Origin of the sequence: Okeania sp. SIO3I5 (assembly GCF_010672085.1) — a bacterium.
Classification (GTDB): domain Bacteria; phylum Cyanobacteriota; class Cyanobacteriia; order Cyanobacteriales; family Microcoleaceae; genus Trichodesmium.
In genome coordinates this window covers 37,252-60,034 of record NZ_JAAHHT010000026.1, presented here as the reverse complement: position 1 = coordinate 60,034, position 22,783 = coordinate 37,252, and the positions used below count along the sequence as shown (strand labels likewise).

The following is a 22,783-nucleotide window of genomic DNA, read 5'->3' as shown; positions in this document are numbered from 1 at the left end:
ATTCGCCCCTACTTATGATTTGCCATCATTCCTGATACATTTAGGTCTTCTATTACTATTTGGCTGTGGTTTTTAGCCGGCTGTTGTAGTAAGTTTATGCAATGTATCTTTTCTGATGTTGGCTATTTGGCTATGCACTCGAGCTATCTTAAGTTGAGCTTTTTTCCAGTTATTAGAAAACTTGACTTTATTTCGGTTCAAGTATTGCAACCGGGAAAGTTTAGCTTCTAACTTTCTATAAGATTTAGCACCAGGAAATACTTGGCCAGTGGATAATGTTGCTAAAGATTTTATGCCTAAATCTACACCAACTACATCTACTGATTTTTCAGTAATTTGAGTTTCTGCATCTATTTTGAAACTAATAAACCATCTATCAGCTTTCCTGTTAATAGTTACAGATTTAGGAGTTACATTATCTGGTAATATTTCATAGGTTTTAATCCATCCAATTCGAGGTAGTTTGATCTGATTAAAACCTATTGATATTGAACCATAATCAAGTAAAACTATAGTCTCTACCTTTTTTCTTAAATTTAGGTTGACCAGACACTTTACTAAAGCAACGCTTACTCGCAACGGATAAATACTTCAAAGCATATTGAGGCGCAGACTCAAGATACTTCATAATACCAATAGTTATGTTTGTTTAACCATTGCTACTAGAAGTTTATGCAGGTCAATAGTAGTAGGAAATTTCAGCTTCTGATTGGGATTATTAGAATTGTGATTAAGGATGTTTCTAGTTAGCCATAATCCCCAATTACAGGCATGGCGAGCCACACCTGCGTGTTTAGCCAGCAAGGTTTTTTGTTGATTATTTGGGTATAACTCGGCGCATGAATCCTAGTAGCATCAAATCAAATATAGATAATCATAGATTGTAGTAGATAATCATAGATTTTGCCAAGCTGTTAATTACCCTTTTATTGCTGGCAGTTTCTCAGTAATTCAAGTTAATCCTTCTGTAGCTGCAACCGTTCATAAGACTTTGCTCTGGTAAATTTTGTTTTTTCAACCTCTGTCTATCTATAATTTGAGCTATAATTTGAGCCTATTTTCTGGCTTTATTTTTTTTACAGCAGTTTTCATTTCAGTAAACCACAGTAGGGACGTTCCATGGAAGGTCCCTACAGGGTTTTGGTTCTGACGATGTGCTTCATCAATCTGAAAAGCGCTGTAAGCATCACTAGAGAGGGGAACTGCGGAAACAGGGGGAAGTGTTGAATCAACTTTTTGGAAGTTTCTTACTCCCCAAACCTCCCACACTTCCCACACTCTGCTTTTTGGGAGAATGAAACAGCCCTCCTATTTGCTCACCATACGACTGTTCCCTCTCAATCAAATCTGACAGTAACGTTGTAAACCTGCTGTTTCCTGACTATATGCTTCCATATCAATTTTCACAGGTGCAACATTCCAGATTTCCTGACAATATTCCCAGATAGTACGGTCAGCAGAAAATCTACCCATATTAATCGAATTAATAATTGACATCCGAGTCCAATGTTCGGGGTTGCGATAAGCTTCATTCACTCTTTCCTGACAATCAATATAAGATTGATAATCAGGCAATAACATATATTCATCTTTTTCTAGTAAAGATGCTATAAGTGGATGAAATAAACTTGGATTACCTGGTGAAAAATAACCAGAAGCAATACGGTCAATTACCTGTCGTAATTCTTGGTTATAAGTATAGTATTGTTCAGGATTATATCCTTCATATTTTAATGCTTTAACTTCTTCAACAGTTAATCCAAATAAGAAGAAATTATCTGCACCAACAGCTTCGCGAATTTCAATATTTGCTCCATCCAGAGTACCAATAGTTAAAGAACCATTGAGAGAAAATTTCATATTTCCAGTACCAGAAGCTTCTTTTCCAGCAGTAGAAATTTGTTCAGAAAGATCCGCAGCAGGATAGATTCGCTGACCAAGAGATACTGAAAAATTAGGAATAAAAACTACCTTAAGGCGATCGCGCACATCTTGGTCATTATTCACTATTTCCCCTACAGCATTAATCAATTTAATAATTAACTTTGCCATATAATAACCTGGTGCTGCCTTTGCTCCAAAAATAAAAGTGCGGTGCAAAATATCCGTATCTGGATTTTCTTTAATCCGATTATAAAGAGTAATAATGTGGAACACATTCAACAGTTGACGCTTATATTCATGGAGTCTTTTTACCTGAATATCGAACAAAGAATTAGGATTAACTACAACTCCAATATTTTCCTTAATATAAGCAGCCAAATCTTGTTTATTCTCATACTTAATCTGATTCCAATTATGGCGAAATTCCGGGTCATCAATAAACCGCTCAAGCTGTTTGATTTCCTCTAAATTCTTAATCCAATTTTTGCCAATTTTCTCTGTAATTAATAATGCTAACTTTGGGTTACTAATTAACAACCAACGACGGGGAGTAATGCCATTAGTTTTATTGGTAAATTTCTCCGGGAAAAGTCCGTAGAAATCTCTTAAGACATCTGTTTTCAAAAGTTGAGTATGCAATGCTGCCACACCATTAATAGCATGAGCGCCGACACAAGCTAAATGAGCCATCCGTACACGCTTTTCGGGAAATTCTTCGATTAGTGACATCCGTGCTAAACGGGAATCATCCCCTGGATAACGTTTTTTAACCTGCTCTAGGAAATGGAAATTAATTTCATAGATGATTTCAAGATGTCGTGGCAATAGAGTAGCGAACATACTAACTGGCCAGCGTTCTAGAGCTTCTGCTAACAGAGTATGGTTGGTATAGCCAAAAGTATTTTGGGTAATATTCCAAGCTGGTTCCCAATCCATATTATGTTCGTCTATCAGGAGTCGCATTAATTCTGCAACGCCAATGGAGGGGTGGGTATCATTCAATTGAATAGCCGCTTTTTCGTGGAGGTTGTCTAAATTGGGATTCCGAGATAAGTGAGTGCGGATGATGTCTTGTAGAGAACAGCTAACAAAGAAATATTGCTGCTGTAACCGCAACATTTTGCCTTGGAAGATGTTGTCATTGGGATAGAGAACTTTGGAAATATTTTCAGAGACAGTTTTATCTTCGACGGCGCGGTTGTAGTCCCCAGAGTCGAATATTTGCAGGTCAAATTCATTACTAGCTTTGGCACTCCAGAGGCGTAGGGTATTAACTGTGTTGGTGTTGTACCCTGGTACTAGAGTATCATAAGGCATTCCGATGACTGTGCGTGCAGGTACCCACCTCAGACGGTAGTTGCCTTGTTTGTCTGTGTAAGCTTCGGTGTAACCACCCAGTTTAATTTCTACTTGTTCTTCATAGCGGGGTATTTCCCAAGGGTTGCCGAGACTTAACCATTTGTCGGGTTGTTCGACTTGGAAGCCGTTATAAATTTGTTGTTTGAAAATGCCAAATTCATAACGGATACCGTAGCCTACTGCGGGAATTTCTAGGGTGGCGAGGGAGTCAAGGAAACAGGCGGCGAGGCGACCTAAACCGCCGTTGCCTAAACCTGGTTCTGGTTCTTTTTCTATTAAGTCATCGAGTTGCAGACATGATTCTTCTAAGGCTTGACGTGCTACTTCCCAACAACCGACGTTAACTAGGTTTTTGGCTAGTTGGCGACCCATGAGAAATTCTGCTGAGAGATAATATACTGTTTTGACGTTTTGATTGGAGTAGGTTTTGGTGGTTTTTAGATAACGGTGGAGCAAGCGATCGCGCACTGTATAGGCTAAGGCCATATAATAGTCATAGGTAGTGGCAGATTCTAGGTTTTTGCCTTGTAGATAATATAAGTTGTCGGCGATCGCTCGTTTGATGGTATCCAGACTGGTACCTGTGCGATCGTCTTCTACTTGAATTTTGACTTTTTCTGTATAAGTCTGTTCTTGGTGTACTTCTTGCATAATTTGAGAATTTGCTAATCTTAACGGCTTTGTTGACAACGCTCAAACCAGCTTAACAAGGCTTTTTGAGACTTAGTAGTAGTTGGTTCCATATTTGCCAACATTTGTTAACAAATACTTATAGTTTTAGTTATATTAATTTATTTCCAGACTAAACCAAAAATATTTTAGTATAATGTAATAATATTTATTCAAATAATTATTATTAACAAGTTTTTAATTTTTGCTAATCCTAAAGAAAAGATAAAATATCAGACTAATTTTTTAAAATTAGTGTAATGGAATTATGTAAGCATTCAGCTATTAGCAGTCAGCTCTCAGCTTTTTAAAAAATGAAGCAAGCATGAGCTTTTAGCAAAAAACGAGGTCTAAAGCCTCCCCTTTTAAGGGGATGAAAAAAATATTTATTCAGTATTTCAAGTCTTTGATTTTAGTCGGAGGTTCACTGATAACTGATAACTGATAACTGATAACTGATAACTGAAATGACCCATACTTTTAATTCTTTTAAATCAGGAAGATGCTAATTTCTCTTCTCAAGATAATAAAATTGATAGCTGAATGCTGACTGCTGAATGCTTTATGATTTAGCCATTGTTAAACACTTTTAAATGAAAATCAAATAATAGGTTAGGATATTCATAAATGCTAAAACTCATTCAGAGATTACTTTTAACTTTTAACTTTTAACTTGCACCTAGCGGTATATGGAAGGGAAGTATGGAATATAAAAAAGCATATTTTTGTTGAGATTTTATAATCAATAATTCAAATTGCTTTGGGTTTGGCAAAAGCTTTTGATGTGGGTGTAAATGAGTTGTCGTTGTCAATGATTTTGTCTTGGTATGAGCAAAAGACGGTGGCAATTTTTTTGACTTTGTTGTATTTGGGAATTTTAAAGATATTCGGTTAGGACTGACTTTGCCTACTTTTATTTAACCCAATGTGTTTGAGGTGTTGCAGGAGAAATATAATTTACAAGCGATCGCTACTCCAGATGAAGATTTAACAGTTTGTTTGGGTGGTAGTTGAAATGAATTAGGTTATAGAAACCATTTGCTATTTTTGAACCAGTCCCACTATTCTTGAAATATTGACATTGAGCAAATGGAAAATTAGTATAATATGTAAAGGTGGATTTGTCATCAAGCAATATCTGCTTAAATTAGTAGTGTACTATTGGTACTTATATCATGTTCGGTTGAATACTTACACTTAGGAGGAAGGAAGGCAGAAGGCAGAAGGCAGAAGGAAAAGAAAGGTTGAAAGGGAAAAGGTTTTTTATAACTGATTATCCGAACATGATATTAGAGATTATTATGGCAAAAAAAAATTCTGTTTGGGTAGCATTTTTTGGGAAAGATTAGTCTAGATAGGCGAATTACTTTTGAAGCTATAAAAGTAGATGTTTGTGTAACATTCCGCAGAAAGACTCTGAGTTTTCAAGTATTTATACTTTTTTGAATTTAAATCTATTTGTATATATTTGAGGCTATTTTATTACTGAGTATTGTGTAATTACTACTATTGCGATGAAACAACATTGATAAAAGATATTCTGGCTAATTTGAGTTCAACTCAATAGAGGGAATTTTTTTGAAGCTAACTTTATACTATAGACCCTATTACTATAGCATTAATTATTGGAGCAGTTTTTGCTGGTGCAGCAGGAGCATACGGAGCACTTGAATGGCAACATATTTTAATTGAACTGAAGGGTAAAAAACTTGCTGTTTTAGGAGCAAAAGGAACTGGCAAAACAACATTATTAAACTATCTCATTAAAGGGATATTACAGCGCTTTTCAGTTGAAATGAATTTAGTGGTCTACTCAACTGAAAAGCGCTGTAAGATTCAAGAACTAGGGAGAAGGAATACAAGAGAAAGTTAAAAAATATCCCCATCTCCCCTACTCCTGACTTCCTCTGTAGGAGATTTTGTCAATCAATTGACATACTCCCGACGTTGCCCTTCTATTCCCCCCTTTCACTCGTGGGGTTAGGGGGGATGGACAATGCGGGATTCTGAGCGCCATAGAAACCCTGACCGCTGCGCATGACAGAGGTGATGTCCTCCCCCTGTGTTCGTTGAACTTACGATCAATCATAAGTATTGTCATAAAATACCTCCTCGAAAGTCAAGGGGAGCAGAACGTTTAGCAGAGGGAGGTATCTGACCGTTGACCCTGGCTTTCCCCTCCCTCTGCTCCCCTCCACCCTTTCCAAGCAGGGGGGTTAGGGGGGATGGAGAGCGCAGGACTTCCCGCCAGGGAAGTTAAAATTTAGTACCACATTCAGGGCATAAATTATTAGTAGCAACACTTTCGTATCCACAATTGCTACAAGTAATTGACTCCACAGCTTGCTCAAGCTGTTTGCGAATAGGCAACCCCACCATTTGAGCATTACTCTTACCAGGAGCAACCATTGGATAACAATTTTCATCCTTAGTCACATGAACATCCATTAAAACAGGTCCGTCATAAGCTAACATTTCAGCGATCGCCTCTTTCAACTCATCCCGACGAGAAATCATTATCCCCTTCACTCCATAAGCTTCTGCCAACTTAACAAAATCTGGCATTCCCACTTCCATATTAGAAGAAGAATAACGCTCGCCAAAAAATGCCTGCTGCCACTGACGCACCATACCCTGCCAACCATTATTAATAATTACAGTTTTGACATTAATACCATAATGTGCCAGAGTACCTAACTCCTGAATATTCATCTGAATACTAGCATCACCAGCAATACAAATCACCTCTCGGTTTGGCAACGCCACCTTCACACCCATAGCAGCAGGCATTCCATAACCCATCGTGCCCAAACCTGCACTAGAAATCCATTGCCGAGGACCATTTTTCAGAAATTGAGCTGCCCACATTTGATGCTGACCAACATCAGTAGTATAGTAAGCATCTGGAGCCATTTTGCCAACTTCATTAATCACCTCTTGAGGTGAGATACTATCTGGATATTCGGGGGCGACTAATGGATAATCTTGTTTCCAACGATTAATTCGGTCTAACCAAGATTGAATTTGATTGGAATTAACTGACTCACCGATCTCCCGACAACGATGTAGCAAATCGATCAAAACTTGACGTACATCTCCCACGATCGGAACATCAGGAGTCCGGTTTTTACCTACTTCTGCCGGATCGATATCAATATGAATTACTTTGGCGTTAGAAGCAAATTCATCTAACTTTCCTGTTACTCGATCATCAAAACGGGCACCAACAGCAATTAACAAATCACACTCACTCACAGCAAAGTTAGCATAAGCAGTACCGTGCATTCCCAACATTCCCACTGACAGGGGATGATGTTCGTTAAAAGCACCTTTACCCATCAAAGTAGTAGTAACAGGAATATTAAAATATTCAGCTAATTCTTGAAGTTCTGCATGAGCATCAGCAGAAACAGCACCACCCCCTACATACAATAAAGGGCGACGTGCTTCTCGGATTAAATTAATTGCTTGATTAATCTGACGAGGATTGCCTTTAGTAGTAGGACGATATCCAGGTAGTCTGATAGAACCACGTTCCACTGGTTCATACTCAAATTCTTCTAATCCTACGTCTTTGGGTACGTCAATCAATACTGGCCCGGGACGACCTGTACTAGCAATATGGAATGCTTCAGCAACAATTCTGGCCATATCCCTTGGGTCTCGAACCACATAAGAATGTTTGACTATTGGTAGGGTTATACCATAAATGTCCGTTTCTTGGAAGGCATCAGTGCCAATCATTGGTCGGCCTACTTGCCCTGTAACTATGACCATGGGAATTGAGTCCATCTGAGCAGTAGCAATACCTGTTACTAGGTTTGTTGCTCCTGGACCTGAAGTGGCAAAGCATACACCTACTTTACCAGTAGCACGGGCATATCCATCGGCAGCATGGGCAGCTCCTTGTTCGTGTCGGACTAGGATGTGTTGTAAGTCTCCTGCTGCTTCTACTCGGTAAAGTTCGTCGTAGATTGGCAAAATAGCACCGCCTGGATAGCCAAATATGTGTTTGACTCCATGACGTTTCAGACTATCCATTAGTGCAAAGGCGCCGGTGGCTTGTTTAATGGTTACTTTAGTTTGTAACTGCACTGGTAGTTCCTCTCTAGATACGATTATTTATAATTAAATCTATAATCTTACTTGAAAATGTGACTGAATAAAAGGTCTTTTTGAGATAAATTCTAGAAAAGTTTAAGATTTTGTATATAATTTTTTTGGTATTTTTAATATTTTGAGAGCCTATTCAAAAGCCTTCTGGATAAATGTATATTTATTGACAAACAAGGCCCACTGGGCAGTGATATTAAAGGATGGCATCCTGATAAACAAGTAGACTTAAAAATTATAGTGTAAGGAGTAAATAACTTGAAAAAAGTAGAAGCTATTATTCGGCCTTTTAAATTAGACGAGGTGAAAATTGCTCTGGTTAATGCTGGTATCGTAGGTATGACTGTTTCTGAAGTCAGAGGGTTTGGGCGACAGAAGGGGCAAACTGAAAGATATCGGGGTTCTGAGTATACGGTTGAGTTTTTGCAGAAGCTCAAGATTGAGATTGTAATTGAGGATAACCAGGTGGATATGGTTGTTGAGAAGATTATTAGTGCTTCCCGTACAGGTGAGATCGGCGATGGTAAGATTTTCATTTCTCCTGTAGATAAAATTGTCCGAATTCGGACTGGGGAAAGTAATATAGAGGCAATCTAGTTCTGGGGGAAGTTTAATCTTATTTGTTAGGTGGTAGGTAGTTCGTCACCTGTTATAGCAAAAGGCACTTATGTATCCCCCCTACCCCCCTTTGAAAGGCAGGGCTAATTCTTTGTCGCCAGAGAATATTTAGGGAAAGGGTGGGGAGGATGGGGAGGATGGGGAGGATGAGGAGGATGAGGAGGATGAGGTCTCGAAGTAAAGCCGCTGCATGAATAAAAGCGGACTTTTCTCCCACACGGACTTTTCTCCCACACGGACCACACGGACCACCCTCTCCTACTTTTTTCTAGGCATGACAATAAATTGACCCTGCCTTTGAAAGCTATGCTTTATAAACATTTTTCTTAACATAAAACTTGACAACATAGACAAGTTATGTTTAAGTCTTGAATCGGCTTTTTCAGGAGAAAAGTGTATTTAAAAACACACTTTTTTATGAATGTAGACAGAATTCTTCCTCCCCCTCCTCCCCATCCTCCCCATCCTCCCACAAGGGTTTCAAGAGTTCCTTATAAGGGATAGCTTGTGGTTGGGGGGAGGCAGAAGGAAAAATCCTGCTTTGTCTGGGTTTTAGGCTTTTGACGCGGGAGCGCTTTTGATGCGGGAGCGCTTTTTTAGTAAAACGGTAATTGAAAGATTAATTCTTTTCATGCCTAATACCTAACACCTTTTTATCAGTTATAAGTTCCTCTTCCTCGTTAGCATCTTTTAGAACTTGAATAATATTAATAGGACTTACGCAAAGAAACCCGGTTTCTAGGATAAATCGTTGTTTTGAACAGTAAACTTCTAAGAGAAACCGGGTTTCTGGGTTTGCATGGCTTTAGTCCTGATTAAATAAATTCCACGTTAGTAGCTATTAATTTTTAATCTCAATTAACTTCTGTTGTTAAGTTTTGGTAAACAGAGCGATCGCCTAATTTTTTAGGATAAAAATTTTGTTCATAACTTAGCTACTACAACTTCATATTCATACATTTACTTATGATAAGCAAGACAAATTTTTCCGAGACTCTAAGAGCAAATGTATTGAATAGACTTCTCCCAAAATCACAAATAAAATCAACTATTGCGCATAAATATCAATTTTTTCCTCTACTACCTCTTTTAAAGAATTACCCTCAATTTAATTAATCTAATCTCGCGATAAATCTAACATTTCAAATATTTCTTGAAAATACATCCTGTCATTACTTAATATTTCCTCAACGCAATAATTAATCAACTGCTGCAACATCTTATCTTTTTTTGCCCAGTTAACATTACTCTCGGCTTCTTTGCTAATTTGCATAACACATTTAATATATGCTTCTTTCAAAAAATCATAACCAATATGACCATGAGATAGCCATCTCACAATCTCAAAAGATGTTTGATTAATCAGTTGAATATAAGTTTTATAATTGTGCTTAATTTCTGAAATTTTGCTATTAGATACACTACGTTTATCAATCAAGAAGTCTAACCAATCTTCTAACAAAAAATTTATTTCCCCAGAAGTTAATTCAATGAAATTTCTCCACAAAATACCTGATTCTATTTTTTGTAATAGGCTACTTTTAGTAGCAGCTAAACCAATAGTACAAGCTGAATATATTACCGACTTAAAAATTTGTTTAAATAAATTTGTGGCTATTTGGGGATTAGGTATTGTTGTATTTAGGTTAAAAAAATTACTGACTATATCGACTTCAAATAAATAGTTTTCTAATGAATGTCCTCGTGTTCTGATAATTCGTTTTTCTATATTATGTCGGGGAAAATTGTCTTGGAGTATTTGAGTTTGTTCATAATCCCAATCAAATAAATACAACTCCCGATCTATGAAAGCAATAAATCTCTGACTGTAAGGTTTATCAACTACACTATTGGCAATTTCCTCAACTTTTTCTTTATTACTACCTGTTCCTGATTCAGATTCAATTAAAGATGCTGCTGAATCTACAACAACCTGTTCGGTTAGTTCTGGTTTATCTATTTCATTTGCTAAATAAGAAAGCATTCTTTCTAGAAAATATTTATCATTTTTGCCTTCAACTAAAATATGTTTTTGACTACTATTGTTCAAGTAGATTCGATACTCTTTTGGAGTATATTTCGGACTGCTTTTTGCCATTATTATGATTCCTCTTCTTTTTAATTTTACTCATCTAATATTGTTGTAGAAACTATAACAATCCTGAAAAATTTGTCAGATTTTTTTTTCTCACGTCTGATTCCTGATTGCTATATTTAATAATTTTGAATTATTTGAGGTTCAAGTATTATTATTTCATCTTCATAGGTAGAAACTATAACAATCCTGAAAAATTTGTCAGATTTTTTTCTCACGTCTGATTCCTGATTGCTATATTTAATAATTTTGAATTATTTGAGGCTCAAGTATTATTATTTCATCTTCATAGGTAGAAACTATAACAATCCTGAAAAATTTGTCAGATTTTTTTTCTCACGTCTGATTCCTGATTGCTATATTTAAGAATTTTGAGTTATTTGAGGCTCAAGTATTATTATTTCATCTTCATAGTCAGCTCCTACTACTGGAGAATGAGTACAAGCAATAATTTGTTTATTACCTAACTGTTGAGAGATTTTTTCTAATAATTTACGTTGCCAATCTACATGAAGAGAAATTTCAGGTTCATCAATTAAAACTATTTCTTGTTCGCTCATCTGAGACGCGGCATATATCATCGTTAAAATTTGACGTTCTCCTGATGATAATGCTTGACTTATTCCAGGAAGAGGAGCCATACCATTCTGAAAATTGATGCCTAAAATTGGTAATTTTTTTAAGATAATTTCTATTTTTTTACTGTCTAAAAATGAGTTAACAGCAGCTAGATATTTCTCAATATTCTGAAAATAAGTTTTCTGTTCATCAGATATTTTTTGCAGTGCTTCTCTGTAGGTAATTAAAATTCTTACAGCAGCATCTTTAGATTCTTCATCAGCTTGAAATGATTCGACAGCAGTGCGGATATCTTCAGGCATTTGAAACTTTAGATCGTTACTCAGTTGTTTGATTTCTTCTAAAATTGAATTTGAGTCTTCTTCTACAGGTTTTGAATTTTTGGCATTAGAAAGAGCATTAAATATTTGAGGTAGAACGTTTCCTAAATATTTTTTTTGTGCTTGGTTTAGTTGATAAAAAGCTTGAAAAATTTCTAGGTTTGATACTTCCTCTATTTCAATAACAGATGGATAGTTAAGTAAGGGCACAAAGTCTCCAAAAATTTGGCGTGCAAAATGTGTTTTTAGTTGTTGCTTTTCTTCATCAGAAATTTCTGCTTGTGTTGATGCCCAAGTTTCTATCATACTTCTAAAAGCTGGAAAATAAGCTATTATTAATTTTTGTTTTGTAGAAGTTGCTAATTTTTGTTCTGACGATTGATTTGGAATATTATCACTTTTCAACATCTTTGGTATAGCTTCTGCAAAGATAGATATCCTTTGTAAAAGCTCTCTAGAAATATATTCTTTAGTTCCTTTAAATGGAATTTTTTTTTCTTCTACTCCATTCAAAGATAATATAATTTCCTCATCATTTCTATTCTTTTTTAACTCGACTTGACTTTCATCGCTCATCATCAAATTAATATAATCAAAATCAATAAAGGCAAATCTTTCATAATCTTCATTCAGTAAATTAGCAATAATATGTAGCAAAGTAGTCTTCCCTTTGCCATTTTTAGCAAATAAAACATTAACTCCTTGATGAAAATCTAAATTTATATCAAAAATTCCATAAATTCCTTTAGCTTCAAGGTGCTTTATATATACAGACATATTGTTATTACTCCTGTTGCAGGTTACATTCCTTTTATTGATTTTACTGAATATCAAAGATGAAAGGGCAATAAACCCGGTTTCTTATTTTGGTAGGTAAGTCCTGATTTATTGTGCATTATAATAAATATATGAGATGTCCTAAACTGATTAGATCAGCTTCTAAGTATCAATTTAGAACTGCTCAGTTTTATAGCATTCTTTTTTTAATTAGTATTAATGGCAAAACAACTTTCTTTAAACTTTAATAACCTAAGTAAATGTTTCTGGTAAAAATACTTTGCTATAGGAGCATTTTCTAAAGATTCTATAGAAGTATATTCTTTAGTTCTTTCGAATGGAAATGGAATTTTTTTTCTGCTCCTCCATTCAAAGATAATATAATCTCCTCATCATTTATATTACTTTTGAACTCGACTTGACTTTCATTACTCATCCTCAGATTAATATAATCAAAATCAATAAAGGCAGATCTTTCATAGTCTTCATTCAGTAAATTAGCAATAATATGTAGCAAAGTAGTTTTCCCTTTGCCATTTTTAGCAAATAAAACATTAACTCCTTGATGAAAATCTAAATTTATATCAAAAATTCCATAAATTCCTTTAGCTTCAAGGTGCTTTATATATATAGACATATTGTTATTACTCCTGTTGCAAGTTGCATTTATTCTACTTATTTTGCCGAATCTTAAATATATATCTTTATCTTACCGAAAAATAAAGGTATAAAGCTTCATAAGAAGAGGTAATTATTAATTATTAATTGTTAATTATTAATTGTTGATACAGCAAAGCTAACTTAAATTTAACTAAAAATTGGTACAGCTAAAGATTCATACATTTCACTAGAAAAAGGTTGAAAATCATCATGTTTTACTGTTAAGTGACAAAGCAATCTCATTTGTAACGGTGCTGGTGGTAAATTAACTCTATCTAATGTTACTTGAACTGAATCAGGATACTTTTTCACTAAGGGAAAAACATCATTTAATAAATATCGAGGGCAAAAACCTAAAAGGTAAAAATCTTTCGTGCGTAGCATTAAAGCATTTGAGTCATAATCGTTTTGCGCATCGTCCATTAAATACAAAGTTTCTCCTACCTCTAATTTTTTGATTCTGTCAATAGTTTCAGATGCCACATATCGCAAACCATGAGTAAAAAAATATAGATAATAAACACCATTTTTATCTTGTTCTGGAAAAGGAAAAACCTCATAATTATCTGTTACTTTTTTACCTCCGCTACGAGACAATAAAACCATCGGATTATCTTCTGTTTCTGAGAGATTTTGCCAGCTAATAAAATCTGGATAATCTGGTCTAGTTCTCTTCATAATTCTATGAGAAAATACAGGCAATAATTCCTGAGAGCGATAAACTTTATCAAATTCATTTAAAGACCAAATACCAGAAAAACAAAATTTTTTAGCTTCTTCTGCACCTCTAAGGTAAACAAACTCATACCAATTATTTTCATAAGTTAAAGAACCGACAGGAAACCAAGCACGAGTAACGGAATCTTGCCAAGCTAAGAATAATTTTTTCATTGCAAATTTTCTCTTATTTGTAAAAGTCTATTTTGATTAATTGTCAGAATTGTTTGGGCAAATTCAATAGAAATTTCAGAGATATAATTTTTAGGTATTCGTTCAAATAAAGACAATGTATCCTCTGCTGATATATTGGCTAAATTTTGGAGCCAAATTAGAGCAGCTTGGGGATATTTTTGTGCTGCTTTTTCAAATACATCTAGTGTCAACATAGCTTTCTTATCTCCTATTTTATCATAAATTGCTGACCTGGATTTAGCTGCATAATTTTTGACAATTTTATTATTGATTTGATTCTGTTTTTTGGAGTCTAATAATTCTCTACCGAGACTAGATGCGTGGTCAAATGTTGGAGCTAAATTTGCTTCTAAATTTACTAAATTATTGACAATAAATCCCCAATTTTCGTGATGTCTATCAGTGTTACCTATCCAAGCATCTAATAATAAGTAACCAACAAAAGTTTCTATTGCTGTTTCAATACCTTCAGGAGGTTTCCAGTTTAAAGGTAAATTGATAGAATTATTAGCGATCGCTTCAACGACAATATCAAGAGTATGTTCGGAAACTTTATAATTATTAGAACTAAATTCGGGATAACTTTCGTCTATTTTTACTAAAATTTTGTTGCCAAGAATAAGAGTCTTATTTTGTGGCAAAAAGGAAGGTGAAATTGTGCCTAAATAGCCTTTCCAAATTGCTAATTCATAATGTGCATGAGGCAGTTTAAGTAATTCACATAATTCTGATGCTATTTTTTCTGACCAAGCTTCCCCTGTATTATATCTAGCTTTTTTATATAGATAATTAAGTTCATCCTCGCGATACCAAAATTTATCCTTAGTTCCAAGTTGTTCAGTTTATAAGATTGAATCTTCTGGAACTTCAATAATGTCAAATAAATCGCACATTAGTAACTATATAAATCCTCAATAGGTTGTCATATTTTATCAAAATAATTGGCTCTAAAACCCCGCCTTTTAAGGCGAAATATTTTTGGAGCCTTGCTCTAATTCCCGTTACAAAAATAACTTCTGACTTCTGACTTCTAACTTCGTTAACCGTAGGGGTTTGGTTTCCAAATCCCATTTTGGCGCTTGGTTTGGAGAAGAGAATTTTCATTATCAAATTCGGCACTCATCTAAACTCTAAATTGAAGGCAGTTTGATCTTTTTTTTCTCTGAAAATATCTAATATTAGAAAAAATAGTGCGATAGCTTATTATGAAAAGTTTTTAGCTCCCTAGCCCTAAATTTTGGGGTGGAGAATGAAAACTCCCTGGGGTTTGGAGACCAAATCCCTACAGTTTTTTTCAGAAATAATTTCATATTGCTATATTAATTTTTAATCTAAATTAACTTCTGTTGTTCAGTTTTAATAGAGAGAGCGATCGCCTGAATTTTCTGCTATGAAAATTTTGTTTAGGAGTTAGAGATAGGAATTTCATATTCATACATTAAATCCCTAAATATCTAAATCAAATTTCAACTGATTACCTTGAGTTTCTTTTTGTTTTTCTGCGGACTTCAAAACTTCATAACTCAGCTTAATATCTAATCGTTTTTTCTCTTTTAAAATTTCTTGGATAGTTACTATGGAAATTTTATCCATACTTTGACTCATAAATTTACTTTGGTAGATTCCTACTGCTTTAGCAGTTTTTATCATTGCCTTAGTTGGCGCTTTTAGAGTAATAAAAATACCCATAGCTGCTCCTTCTAAAGTTAGAGTTCCTTGCAAATCACGAATATCTCCAGATTTAATATTTCCAGATTTTACCTGCAAAATAACTTTCTCAGATTCGTCTTGATTTCCTTGAAAATAAACCACACCATCAATACCTCTATCTGCACCTTTTTTTTGATTAATTATGGCGCGGTTATTTGTGTAAGTAAGTAACGCCCATTTTTCAAATTCTTTGCAAGTCCGGTCGTCTTTTTTATTAGCTAATACTATAGCTGAATCCATATCTTTAGGAATACCATTTAATTCTATTTGTTCTAAAAAACCTTGACCAAAACTATCTTCAAGACGTTTAATAATTAAACTAATACTCTGATAAGTAATATCAATTCCTATCCAGTGACGACCTAATTTTTGGGCGACGGCAACCGTAGTTCCACAACCGCAATAAGCATCTAAAACCACGTCTCCTTCATTGCTGCTAGCTTTAATAATACGTTCTAATAACGCCTCTGGTTTTTGGGTGGGATAACCTAATATCTCTGACTGTTTTTGTCCTAATGGCATAATATCTATCCAGAGGTTATCTACTTCCGATCCCTCATAATCTTCCAGGAAATTTTTTCTTCTTGGCTTTCCATTCCTAGTAAAATATAACTTTCCTTGTCGATCTAATTCTTCCAGTTTCTCCCGATTCATCATCCATCCATAAACAGGTAAATAACCTTTATATTCGTAACGTAAATTTTCTCTAGCCATCATTGCAGGCAACTCAACCGGTTCTGATTTATATCTTCTGCCTTTTTCATCAATTTTATTATATTTTTTTTCAAGCTCTTGGCGACTTAATTTAGTCTTGGGAGTCTCAAAAAAGTAGCAATCTGATTTACTGTAAAAAAATATAATGTCGCAATTATTTGCAAAACGCTGCATTTGATACTGCGAACCTTTTTTAGTAAAATTTCTTTTCCATGTTATTTCATTCAAAAAATATCCTCCTTGACTACAAAAAATACTATCTAAAACTAATTTTAAATAATGACTAGCTGTAGGGTCGCAATGAAGATAAAAACTACCTGTTGGTTTTAAGACTCGATAAATTTCTGCTATTCGTAAAGTCATACTAATCAAATAAGCAAGTAAACTATCTTTGCCTAAAACTTTTGTTAAACCTGCGATTAAATCAATACTTTGAGAAGTAAATTTACCTTGATAATTTTCCAGGATTTCTGCTAACCCTTGATTGGCAAAATTATTCCAACTCCAAGTATCAATAAAAGCTTGTGCTTGTGCCCTATCTTCCCGACCAATATTATTATAAATTTGATAATAATTACGCTGAGAATTAAACGGCGGGTCTAGATAACATAAATCCACAGATTCATCTTTAATATATCTGCGTAAAACCTCTAAATTATCACCGTAAAAAAGTTTATTTACCATCTGAATAATTTTCCTTAATCTGATTTTAAATAGAATGAAATAAGAGACTAATAGCTTCTTTTCTTAAAGTTGATATAAATAGAATATAACTATACAAAGTTAGCGCGATCGCAACTTCATATTCATAGCATTTACTATAATAAGCAAGATGATTTTTTCTAGGCTAAGTATTATTTTTTTTAATATTTACTGAATTTGACAGTACCTTATATTACTATAAATAAATAGATGAGGTGTCCCGAACTGCACGGGAAGTTATGGCATAGTTGAGATACTGTGCGCCTGTTAAAGCATTAAACTTGTCTAGGGGAGGTTATCAACCTACCCCTACTTTTGTAAGAGCATTCAGCTATTAGCTGTCAGCTCTCAGCAATAAAACTCTGCTCTTAAAACAATGCTTTATAAACATCTTTCTTAAGATAAAACTTGATAAAACAGAGAAGTTAAAAGTTATGTATTTGCTATTAAAATCAATTTTTGCCTTCTTCCTTCTTCCTTAGCTGATAGCTAACCGCTGAATGCCTACTTACTTTTGTATTATAAAATGGCAAAACAACTTTCTTTAAACTTTAATAACCTAAGTAAATTTTCCTGGGAAAAATACTTTGAAAATGCCAGAAAAATTGAACCATATTTTAGTTCAAGTCAAGGTATTTTATTTGAGGCAGACTGCCTGAAAATTTTACCGAATATCAAAGATGAAATTGCTGATGTAATTTTTGCAGATCCTCCTTTTAATCTAGATGGCAAAACAACTTTCTTTAAACTTTAATAACCTAAGTAAATTTTCCTGGGAAAAATACTTTGAAAATCCCAGAGAAATTGAACCATGTTTTAGTTCAAGTCAAGGTATTTTATTTGAGGCAGACTGCCTGAAAATTTTACCGAATATCAAAGATGAAATTGCTGATGTAATTTTTGCAGATCCTCCTTTTAATCTAGGCAAAAATTATGGCAATAAATCTAATGACTCTCTGGCAGATAGTGAATATTTGAACTGGTGTTTTGCTTGGATAAATGAATGTTGTCGCATCCTTAAACCTGGTGGTAGTTTATTCATTTATAACTTGCCTAAATGGAATATATTATTAGGCTCTCATCTGATAAATTGTGGTTTAACTTTTCGCCATTGGATAACTATTAATTTGAAAGTTGGAATGCCAATATCTGGTAGACTTTATCCCAGTCATTACAGTCTTTTATATTATTCTAAAGGTAAGCCAAAAGTATTTAGAAAAATTAGAACTCCTAATTTCAGTTATCAGTTATCAGTTATCAGTTATCAGTACCTCAAAAATGTTGACTACGAATATCTGTTACCTATTTCCCATCGGTACTTTGAGATTTTTAACACCGAAAACTGCTTCAAAGCTAGTAGTAGCAAAAGAAATACTTGAAGAGGTTCAAAATAACTGAAACCTAGATATATCAAAAAATGGTTAATTTTATGTAAAAACATTACTGTATAAGGTTAAAACCTTATTTTTAACCAATTTTTTCCTAAAGCCCTGCTATTCCCGGTTTTATACAATTATAGTTTGGTAACGTTATTGTTAAAAATTGGTATTAAAAATAGTTATTTTCATGTCTAGTTTACCAGGAGATTTAATTATCGATCCATTTGGTGGAAGTGGTACAACTTATGCAGTTTGTGAAGCAAATAATCGAAATTGGATTGGTATAGAAATCCAAAATTGTGATGTAATTATTGAGAGGTTAAGTGAAGGAAATTTAGATTATCATCACAATAATGATTATGTTGAATGTTAATTCTTTGCTCTTCTTAATCCTGTTTTTGATTAATTTTCAAATTCCTAAATATCTAAGTTAAATTTCAACTGATTACCTTGAGTTTCTTTTTGTTTTTCTGCGGACTTCAAAACTTCATAACTCAGCTTAATATCTAATCGTTTTTTATCTTCTAAAATTTCTTCGATGGTTACTATTGAAATTTTATCCAGACTTTGACTCATAAATTTACTTTGGTAGATTCCTGCTGTTTTAGCAGTTTTTATCATTGCTTTAGTTGGGTCTTTTAAAGTAATAAAAATCCCCATAGCTGCTCCTTCTAAAGTTATAGTTCCTTGCAAGTCACGAATATCTCCAGATTTAATATTTCCAGATTTTACCTGCAAAATAATTTTCTCAGGTTCGTCTTTATCTCCTTGAAAATAAACCACACCATCAATACCTCTATCTGCACCTTTTTTTTCATTAACTATGGCGCGGTTATTTGTGTAAGTAAGGATAGCCCATTTTTCAAATTCTTTGCGAGTACGGTCATCTTTTTTATTAGCTAATGCTATAGCTGAATTCATATCTTTAGGAATACCATTTAATTCTATTTCTACTAAAACACCTTCACCAAAAGTATCTTCAAGACGTTTGAGAATTAAACTAATACTCTGATAAGTAATATCAATTCCTATCCATTTTCGATCCAGACGTTGTGAAACCGCAACAGTAGTTCCACAACCACAATAAGCATCTAAAATTACATCTCCTTGATCGCTACTAGCTTTAATAATACGTTCTAATAAAACCTCCGGTTTTTGTGTAGGATAACCAAGGCGTTCTTTAGATTGTCTATTTAAAGCAGAAATAAACCACCAATCTTCAGGGACTTTCCCCAAGGGATTAATTTTATATTCTTTTCCCTTAACAATTTTTCTTCCACTTTTAACATAACCTCCATCACTTTCATAAGGAACTCGAATAGCATCACTAAAAAATTTAAAATCTTTGCTTTTAGTATATAAAAAAATTACATCATGTTTTTTAGGAAAACCATTTCGAGGTCTACCTCCTAATTTATAGCACCAAATAATTTCATTTTGAAAATCTCCACCTTGAGGGCAAAAAACTGCATCTAATACTCATTTTAAATAGTGACTCGCTGTCGGGTCGCAATGGAGATAAAAACTACCTATTGGTTTTAAAACTTGATAAATTTATGCTACTCGTAGAGTCATACAAATCAAATAAGCAAGTAAACTATCTTTGCCTAAAACTTTTGTTAAACCTACGATCAAATCAATACTTTGAGAAGTAAATTTACCTTGGTAATTTTCCATAATTTCTACCAACCCTTGATTAGCAAAATCATCCCAAGTCCAAGTATCAATAAAAGCTTGTGCTTGCGCCCTATCTTCCCCACCAATATTATTATAAATTTGATTATAATTACGCTTAGAATTAAACGGCGGGTCTATATAACATAAATCTACAGATTCATCTTTAATATGTCTGCGTAAAACCTCTAAATTATCACCATAAAAAAGTTGGTTTACCACTTGAATAATTGCCCTCTCTATAAATCACATATTACCAATAATAAATGTTATACTATCATAACTTGCGCAAAGTTACCTTGTAGGGGCGAATTGCATTTGCCCTTTACAGATGGTTATTCGATATTTTGCGTAATTCCTGACTATAAAATTAGACAATAACTAAAGTAATAAAAAATTGCTTAGGATATAGACCGATGATCAATCTTAAACAGCGGAAATGTTTTTCCATTTCTTCCCTGTTCCCTGTTCCCTATTATAACTAATAACTAAAATGACCAAAACTTTCGATTTCCAAGAAGAATATGACATCATCGTAGTAGGCGCCGGACACTCCGGTTGCGAAGCTGCCCTTGCCACCGCACGCCTCGGTTGCCACACGCTCCTACTCACTCTCAACCTCGATAAAATTGCCTGGCAACCATGCAACCCCGCTGTTGGGGGACCCGCAAAATCTCAACTTACCCACGAGGTGGATGCTTTGGGTGGAGAAATAGGCAAAATGGCAGACCGCACCTATCTGCAAAAACGCATTCTCAATTCTTCTCGCGGACCTGCTGTTTGGGCGTTACGCGCTCAAACTGACAAACGGGAATACGCGACTGTTATGCGTAATATTGTGGAAAACCAAGAAAACCTCCGAGTCCGGGAAAGTATGGTGACAGATTTAATTTTGGGAGACAACGACGAAATTATTGGAGTAGAAACTTACTTCGGTGTCGCTTTCAAATGTCAAGCTGTCATCCTTACTACCGGAACTTTCCTAGGTGGAGTTATTTGGGTAGGCAATAAGTCGATGCCAGCGGGACGTGCCGGAGAATTTCCGGCGATCGGTTTGACTGAAACCCTCAATAAACTTGGTTTTGAAACCGGACGCCTGAAAACGGGTACTCCTGCCAGAGTTGATAAACGTTCCGTTGACTACACCGATCTGGAACCTCAACCAGGGGATGAAAAGGTGCGTTGGTTTAGTTTCGATCCGGAAGTTTGGGTGGAACGGGAACAGATGTGTTGTTATCTGACGCGCACTACTCCAGAAACTCACAAATTAATTCGCGATAATTTGCATTTGTCTCCTGTTTACGGTGGGTGGGTGGATGCAAAAGGTCCGCGCTATTGTCCGAGTATTGAGGATAAAATTGTGCGGTTTGCTGATAAAAGTAGTCATCAAATATTTATTGAACCCGAAGGGCGTGATATTCCTGAACTTTATATTCAGGGGTTTTCTACTGGTTTGCCTGAGAAATTGCAATTACAAATGTTGCGCAGTTTGCCTGGTTTGGAAAATTGTGTAATGTTGCGGCCTGCTTATGCCGTGGAATATGATTTTTTGCCAGCGACTCAATGTTATCCGACGTTGATGACTAAGAAAATTGAGGGGTTATTTTGTGCTGGTCAAATTAATGGTACGACTGGATATGAAGAGGCAGCAGCTCAAGGTTTTGTAGCGGGAATAAATGCCGTTAATTTTGTTAATAATCAAGACATGATTATTTTCCCCAGAGAACAAAGTTATATTGGTACTTTGATTGACGATTTATGTACAAAAGATTTGCGCGAACCCTATCGAATGTTGACGAGTCGTTCCGAATATCGTTTGATTTTACGGTCTGATAATGCCGACCAAAGACTAACACCTTTAGGTCGAGAAATTGGTTTAATTGATGACCGTCGGTGGGAGTTATTTGAGAGGAAGCAAACTAATATTAATGCTGAAAAATCTCGGTTAAATTCAACTCGAATTAAAGAATTAGAAGAGGTAGCTATTAATATTGTTGCCGATACTCAGACAAAAATTAAAGGTTCAATTACTTTAGCAGATTTGTTGCGCCGACCTGGTTTCCATTATGTGGATTTGGAAAAGTATAATTTGGGGAATTTAGACTTGAAATTAGTTGAAAAAGAAGGAGCCGAAATTGACATTAAATATTCCGGTTATTTGCAAAGACAACAAAATCAAATCGACCAAATTAGTCGGCAAGAAAATAGAAAACTGCCTGCTAACTTAGATTATTTTGCTATTTCTACTTTGTCGATGGAAGCGCGGGAAAAATTGTCAAAAGTTCAGCCATTAACTATTGGGCAAGCGTCTAGAATAGGAGGAGTAAATCCAGCGGATATTAATGCTTTATTGGTTTATTTGGAAGTGCAATATCGACTCTTAGAATTCAAAAGTCAAAAGTCAAAAGTCAAAAGTTAGGAGCTTTTGTAGGGTGCGTTAATGAAATGTAACGCACCATCTAAAATGTTAATTTTCGGTGTGTTATACTAAGCAAATAGAGAATTCTACAGTTAATTTTCGGTGTGTTACTGTTTTGGGTTAGGTAGACCGTAGTAGGGGCGAATGGCTATTCGCCCCTGCAATGACAGAAAAAGGTTTTTTCCCCATGTTTTTGCCT

Annotated in this window: 19 protein-coding genes and 2 pseudogenes; 6 read left to right on the top strand and 15 right to left on the bottom strand. The window is 34.9% G+C overall.

Annotated elements, in window-relative coordinates:
* Positions 1 to 72: 72 nt before the first annotated feature.
* The 4 genes from F6K40_RS08260 to F6K40_RS08245 all read right to left on the bottom strand — a co-directional run bounded on the left by F6K40_RS08260 (position 73) and on the right by F6K40_RS08245 (position 3,894).
* Positions 73 to 579, bottom strand: a complete 507-nt coding sequence (locus F6K40_RS08260; RefSeq protein ID WP_293133985.1) for an RNA-guided endonuclease InsQ/TnpB family protein — start codon at positions 577 to 579, stop codon at positions 73 to 75.
* 60 nt (positions 580 to 639) lie between these two features.
* On the bottom strand, positions 640 to 804 hold the full coding sequence (locus F6K40_RS08255) for a hypothetical protein (protein ID WP_293133982.1): 165 nt from the start codon (positions 802 to 804) through the stop codon (positions 640 to 642).
* Positions 805 to 1,041: 237 nt separating this feature from the next.
* Positions 1,042 to 1,278, bottom strand: coding sequence for a hypothetical protein (locus F6K40_RS08250; protein ID WP_293133979.1), 237 nt, complete (start codon positions 1,276 to 1,278; stop codon positions 1,042 to 1,044).
* A gap of 63 nt (positions 1,279 to 1,341) precedes the next feature.
* Complete coding sequence (locus F6K40_RS08245; RefSeq protein ID WP_293134074.1) at positions 1,342 to 3,894, bottom strand: glycogen/starch/alpha-glucan phosphorylase; 2,553 nt, start codon at positions 3,892 to 3,894, stop codon at positions 1,342 to 1,344.
* A gap of 760 nt (positions 3,895 to 4,654) precedes the next feature.
* Here F6K40_RS08245 and F6K40_RS08240 point away from each other — a divergent pair.
* Positions 4,655 to 4,926, top strand: a pseudogene (locus tag F6K40_RS08240) (hydroxylamine reductase); the annotation flags it as partial.
* A gap of 1,242 nt (positions 4,927 to 6,168) precedes the next feature.
* On the opposite strand, the gene ilvB reads toward F6K40_RS08240, so the two are convergent.
* Positions 6,169 to 8,007, bottom strand: a complete 1,839-nt coding sequence (gene ilvB, locus F6K40_RS08235; RefSeq protein ID WP_293133976.1) for a biosynthetic-type acetolactate synthase large subunit — start codon at positions 8,005 to 8,007, stop codon at positions 6,169 to 6,171.
* A gap of 276 nt (positions 8,008 to 8,283) precedes the next feature.
* On the opposite strand from ilvB, the gene F6K40_RS08230 reads away from it, so the two are divergent.
* Positions 8,284 to 8,622, top strand: coding sequence for a P-II family nitrogen regulator (locus tag F6K40_RS08230; RefSeq protein WP_293133973.1), 339 nt, complete (start codon positions 8,284 to 8,286; stop codon positions 8,620 to 8,622).
* Positions 8,623 to 8,726: 104 nt separating this feature from the next.
* On the opposite strand, the gene F6K40_RS08225 is transcribed toward F6K40_RS08230, so the two are convergent.
* From F6K40_RS08225 to F6K40_RS08195, 7 genes are all read right to left on the bottom strand, one after another.
* The gene (locus F6K40_RS08225) at positions 8,727 to 8,924 is read right to left on the bottom strand and encodes a hypothetical protein (RefSeq protein WP_293133970.1); all 198 of its coding nucleotides are present in this window, start codon (positions 8,922 to 8,924) and stop codon (positions 8,727 to 8,729) included.
* Between the two features lie 836 nt (positions 8,925 to 9,760).
* On the bottom strand, positions 9,761 to 10,741 hold the full coding sequence (locus tag F6K40_RS08220) for a DUF4435 domain-containing protein (protein ID WP_293133967.1): 981 nt from the start codon (positions 10,739 to 10,741) through the stop codon (positions 9,761 to 9,763).
* A gap of 359 nt (positions 10,742 to 11,100) precedes the next feature.
* Entirely contained in the window at positions 11,101 to 12,414 is a 1,314-nt protein-coding gene (locus F6K40_RS08215; RefSeq protein WP_293133964.1) for an AAA family ATPase, read from the bottom strand.
* A gap of 307 nt (positions 12,415 to 12,721) precedes the next feature.
* Positions 12,722 to 13,051 carry an AAA family ATPase gene (locus F6K40_RS08210; protein ID WP_293133961.1) on the bottom strand — a complete coding sequence of 110 codons (330 nt, stop codon included), beginning with the start codon at positions 13,049 to 13,051 and terminating at the stop codon, positions 12,722 to 12,724.
* A gap of 170 nt (positions 13,052 to 13,221) precedes the next feature.
* Entirely contained in the window at positions 13,222 to 13,965 is a 744-nt protein-coding gene (locus F6K40_RS08205) for an HIRAN domain-containing protein (RefSeq protein WP_293133958.1), read from the bottom strand.
* Complete coding sequence (locus tag F6K40_RS08200) at positions 13,962 to 14,627, bottom strand: HipA domain-containing protein (protein WP_293133955.1); 666 nt, start codon at positions 14,625 to 14,627, stop codon at positions 13,962 to 13,964. Before F6K40_RS08200 ends, F6K40_RS08205 begins: the two co-directional genes overlap by 4 nt.
* 805 nt (positions 14,628 to 15,432) lie before the next feature.
* Positions 15,433 to 17,094 (bottom strand): DNA methyltransferase, encoded by a 1,662-nt coding sequence (locus F6K40_RS08195; protein WP_293133952.1) that lies wholly within the window; start codon positions 17,092 to 17,094, stop codon positions 15,433 to 15,435.
* 544 nt (positions 17,095 to 17,638) lie between these two features.
* Here F6K40_RS08195 and F6K40_RS08190 point away from each other — a divergent pair.
* The 3 genes from F6K40_RS08190 (at position 17,639) to F6K40_RS08180 (ending at position 18,864) form a co-directional block, all read left to right on the top strand.
* A complete protein-coding gene (locus F6K40_RS08190) occupies positions 17,639 to 17,866 on the top strand; it encodes a hypothetical protein (RefSeq protein WP_293133949.1) in 228 nt (75 codons plus the stop codon).
* Complete coding sequence (locus F6K40_RS08185) at positions 17,838 to 18,491, top strand: DNA-methyltransferase (RefSeq protein WP_293133946.1); 654 nt, start codon at positions 17,838 to 17,840, stop codon at positions 18,489 to 18,491. Before F6K40_RS08190 ends, F6K40_RS08185 begins: the two co-directional genes overlap by 29 nt.
* A 163-nt stretch (positions 18,492 to 18,654) precedes the next feature.
* Positions 18,655 to 18,864: a DNA methyltransferase gene (locus F6K40_RS08180; RefSeq protein ID WP_293133943.1), complete on the top strand. Its 210-nt coding sequence runs from the start codon at positions 18,655 to 18,657 to the stop codon at positions 18,862 to 18,864.
* Between the two features lie 44 nt (positions 18,865 to 18,908).
* Here the strand turns inward: F6K40_RS08180 and F6K40_RS40700 are convergent, their stop codons facing one another.
* From F6K40_RS40700 to F6K40_RS08170, 3 genes and pseudogenes are all read right to left on the bottom strand, one after another.
* Entirely contained in the window at positions 18,909 to 19,412 is a 504-nt protein-coding gene (locus tag F6K40_RS40700; protein WP_365670686.1) for a restriction endonuclease, read from the bottom strand.
* Positions 19,413 to 19,499: 87 nt separating this feature from the next.
* A pseudogene (locus tag F6K40_RS40695) lies at positions 19,500 to 19,925 on the bottom strand (DNA-methyltransferase); the annotation flags it as partial.
* Between the two features lie 120 nt (positions 19,926 to 20,045).
* Entirely contained in the window at positions 20,046 to 20,387 is a 342-nt protein-coding gene (locus tag F6K40_RS08170) for a class I SAM-dependent methyltransferase (protein WP_293133940.1), read from the bottom strand.
* A 271-nt stretch (positions 20,388 to 20,658) separates the two neighbouring features.
* Between F6K40_RS08170 and mnmG the strand changes: the two genes are divergently transcribed.
* Entirely contained in the window at positions 20,659 to 22,584 is a 1,926-nt protein-coding gene (mnmG, locus tag F6K40_RS08165) for a tRNA uridine-5-carboxymethylaminomethyl(34) synthesis enzyme MnmG (protein WP_293133937.1), read from the top strand.
* Positions 22,585 to 22,783 lie beyond the last annotated feature (199 nt).

Excerpts from the sequence above, each read along its gene's own strand:
- F6K40_RS08245 (WP_293134074.1), bottom strand. The coding sequence starts at position 3,894 with ATGCAAGAAGTACACCAAGAACAGACTTATACAGAAAAAGTCAAAATT.
- F6K40_RS08220 (WP_293133967.1), bottom strand. The coding sequence starts at position 10,741 with ATGGCAAAAAGCAGTCCGAAATATACTCCAAAAGAGTATCGAATCTAC.
- F6K40_RS08215 (WP_293133964.1), bottom strand. The coding sequence starts at position 12,414 with ATGTCTGTATATATAAAGCACCTTGAAGCTAAAGGAATTTATGGAATT.
- F6K40_RS08210 (WP_293133961.1), bottom strand. The coding sequence starts at position 13,051 with ATGTCTATATATATAAAGCACCTTGAAGCTAAAGGAATTTATGGAATT.
- F6K40_RS08205 (WP_293133958.1), bottom strand. The coding sequence starts at position 13,965 with ATGAAAAAATTATTCTTAGCTTGGCAAGATTCCGTTACTCGTGCTTGG.
- F6K40_RS08195 (WP_293133952.1), bottom strand. The coding sequence starts at position 17,094 with ATGGTAAATAAACTTTTTTACGGTGATAATTTAGAGGTTTTACGCAGA.
- F6K40_RS08190 (WP_293133949.1), top strand. The coding sequence starts at position 17,639 with ATGGCAAAACAACTTTCTTTAAACTTTAATAACCTAAGTAAATTTTCC.
- F6K40_RS08185 (WP_293133946.1), top strand. The coding sequence starts at position 17,838 with ATGGCAAAACAACTTTCTTTAAACTTTAATAACCTAAGTAAATTTTCC.
- F6K40_RS40700 (WP_365670686.1), bottom strand. The coding sequence starts at position 19,412 with ATGAATTCAGCTATAGCATTAGCTAATAAAAAAGATGACCGTACTCGC.
- mnmG (WP_293133937.1), top strand. The coding sequence starts at position 20,659 with ATGACCAAAACTTTCGATTTCCAAGAAGAATATGACATCATCGTAGTA.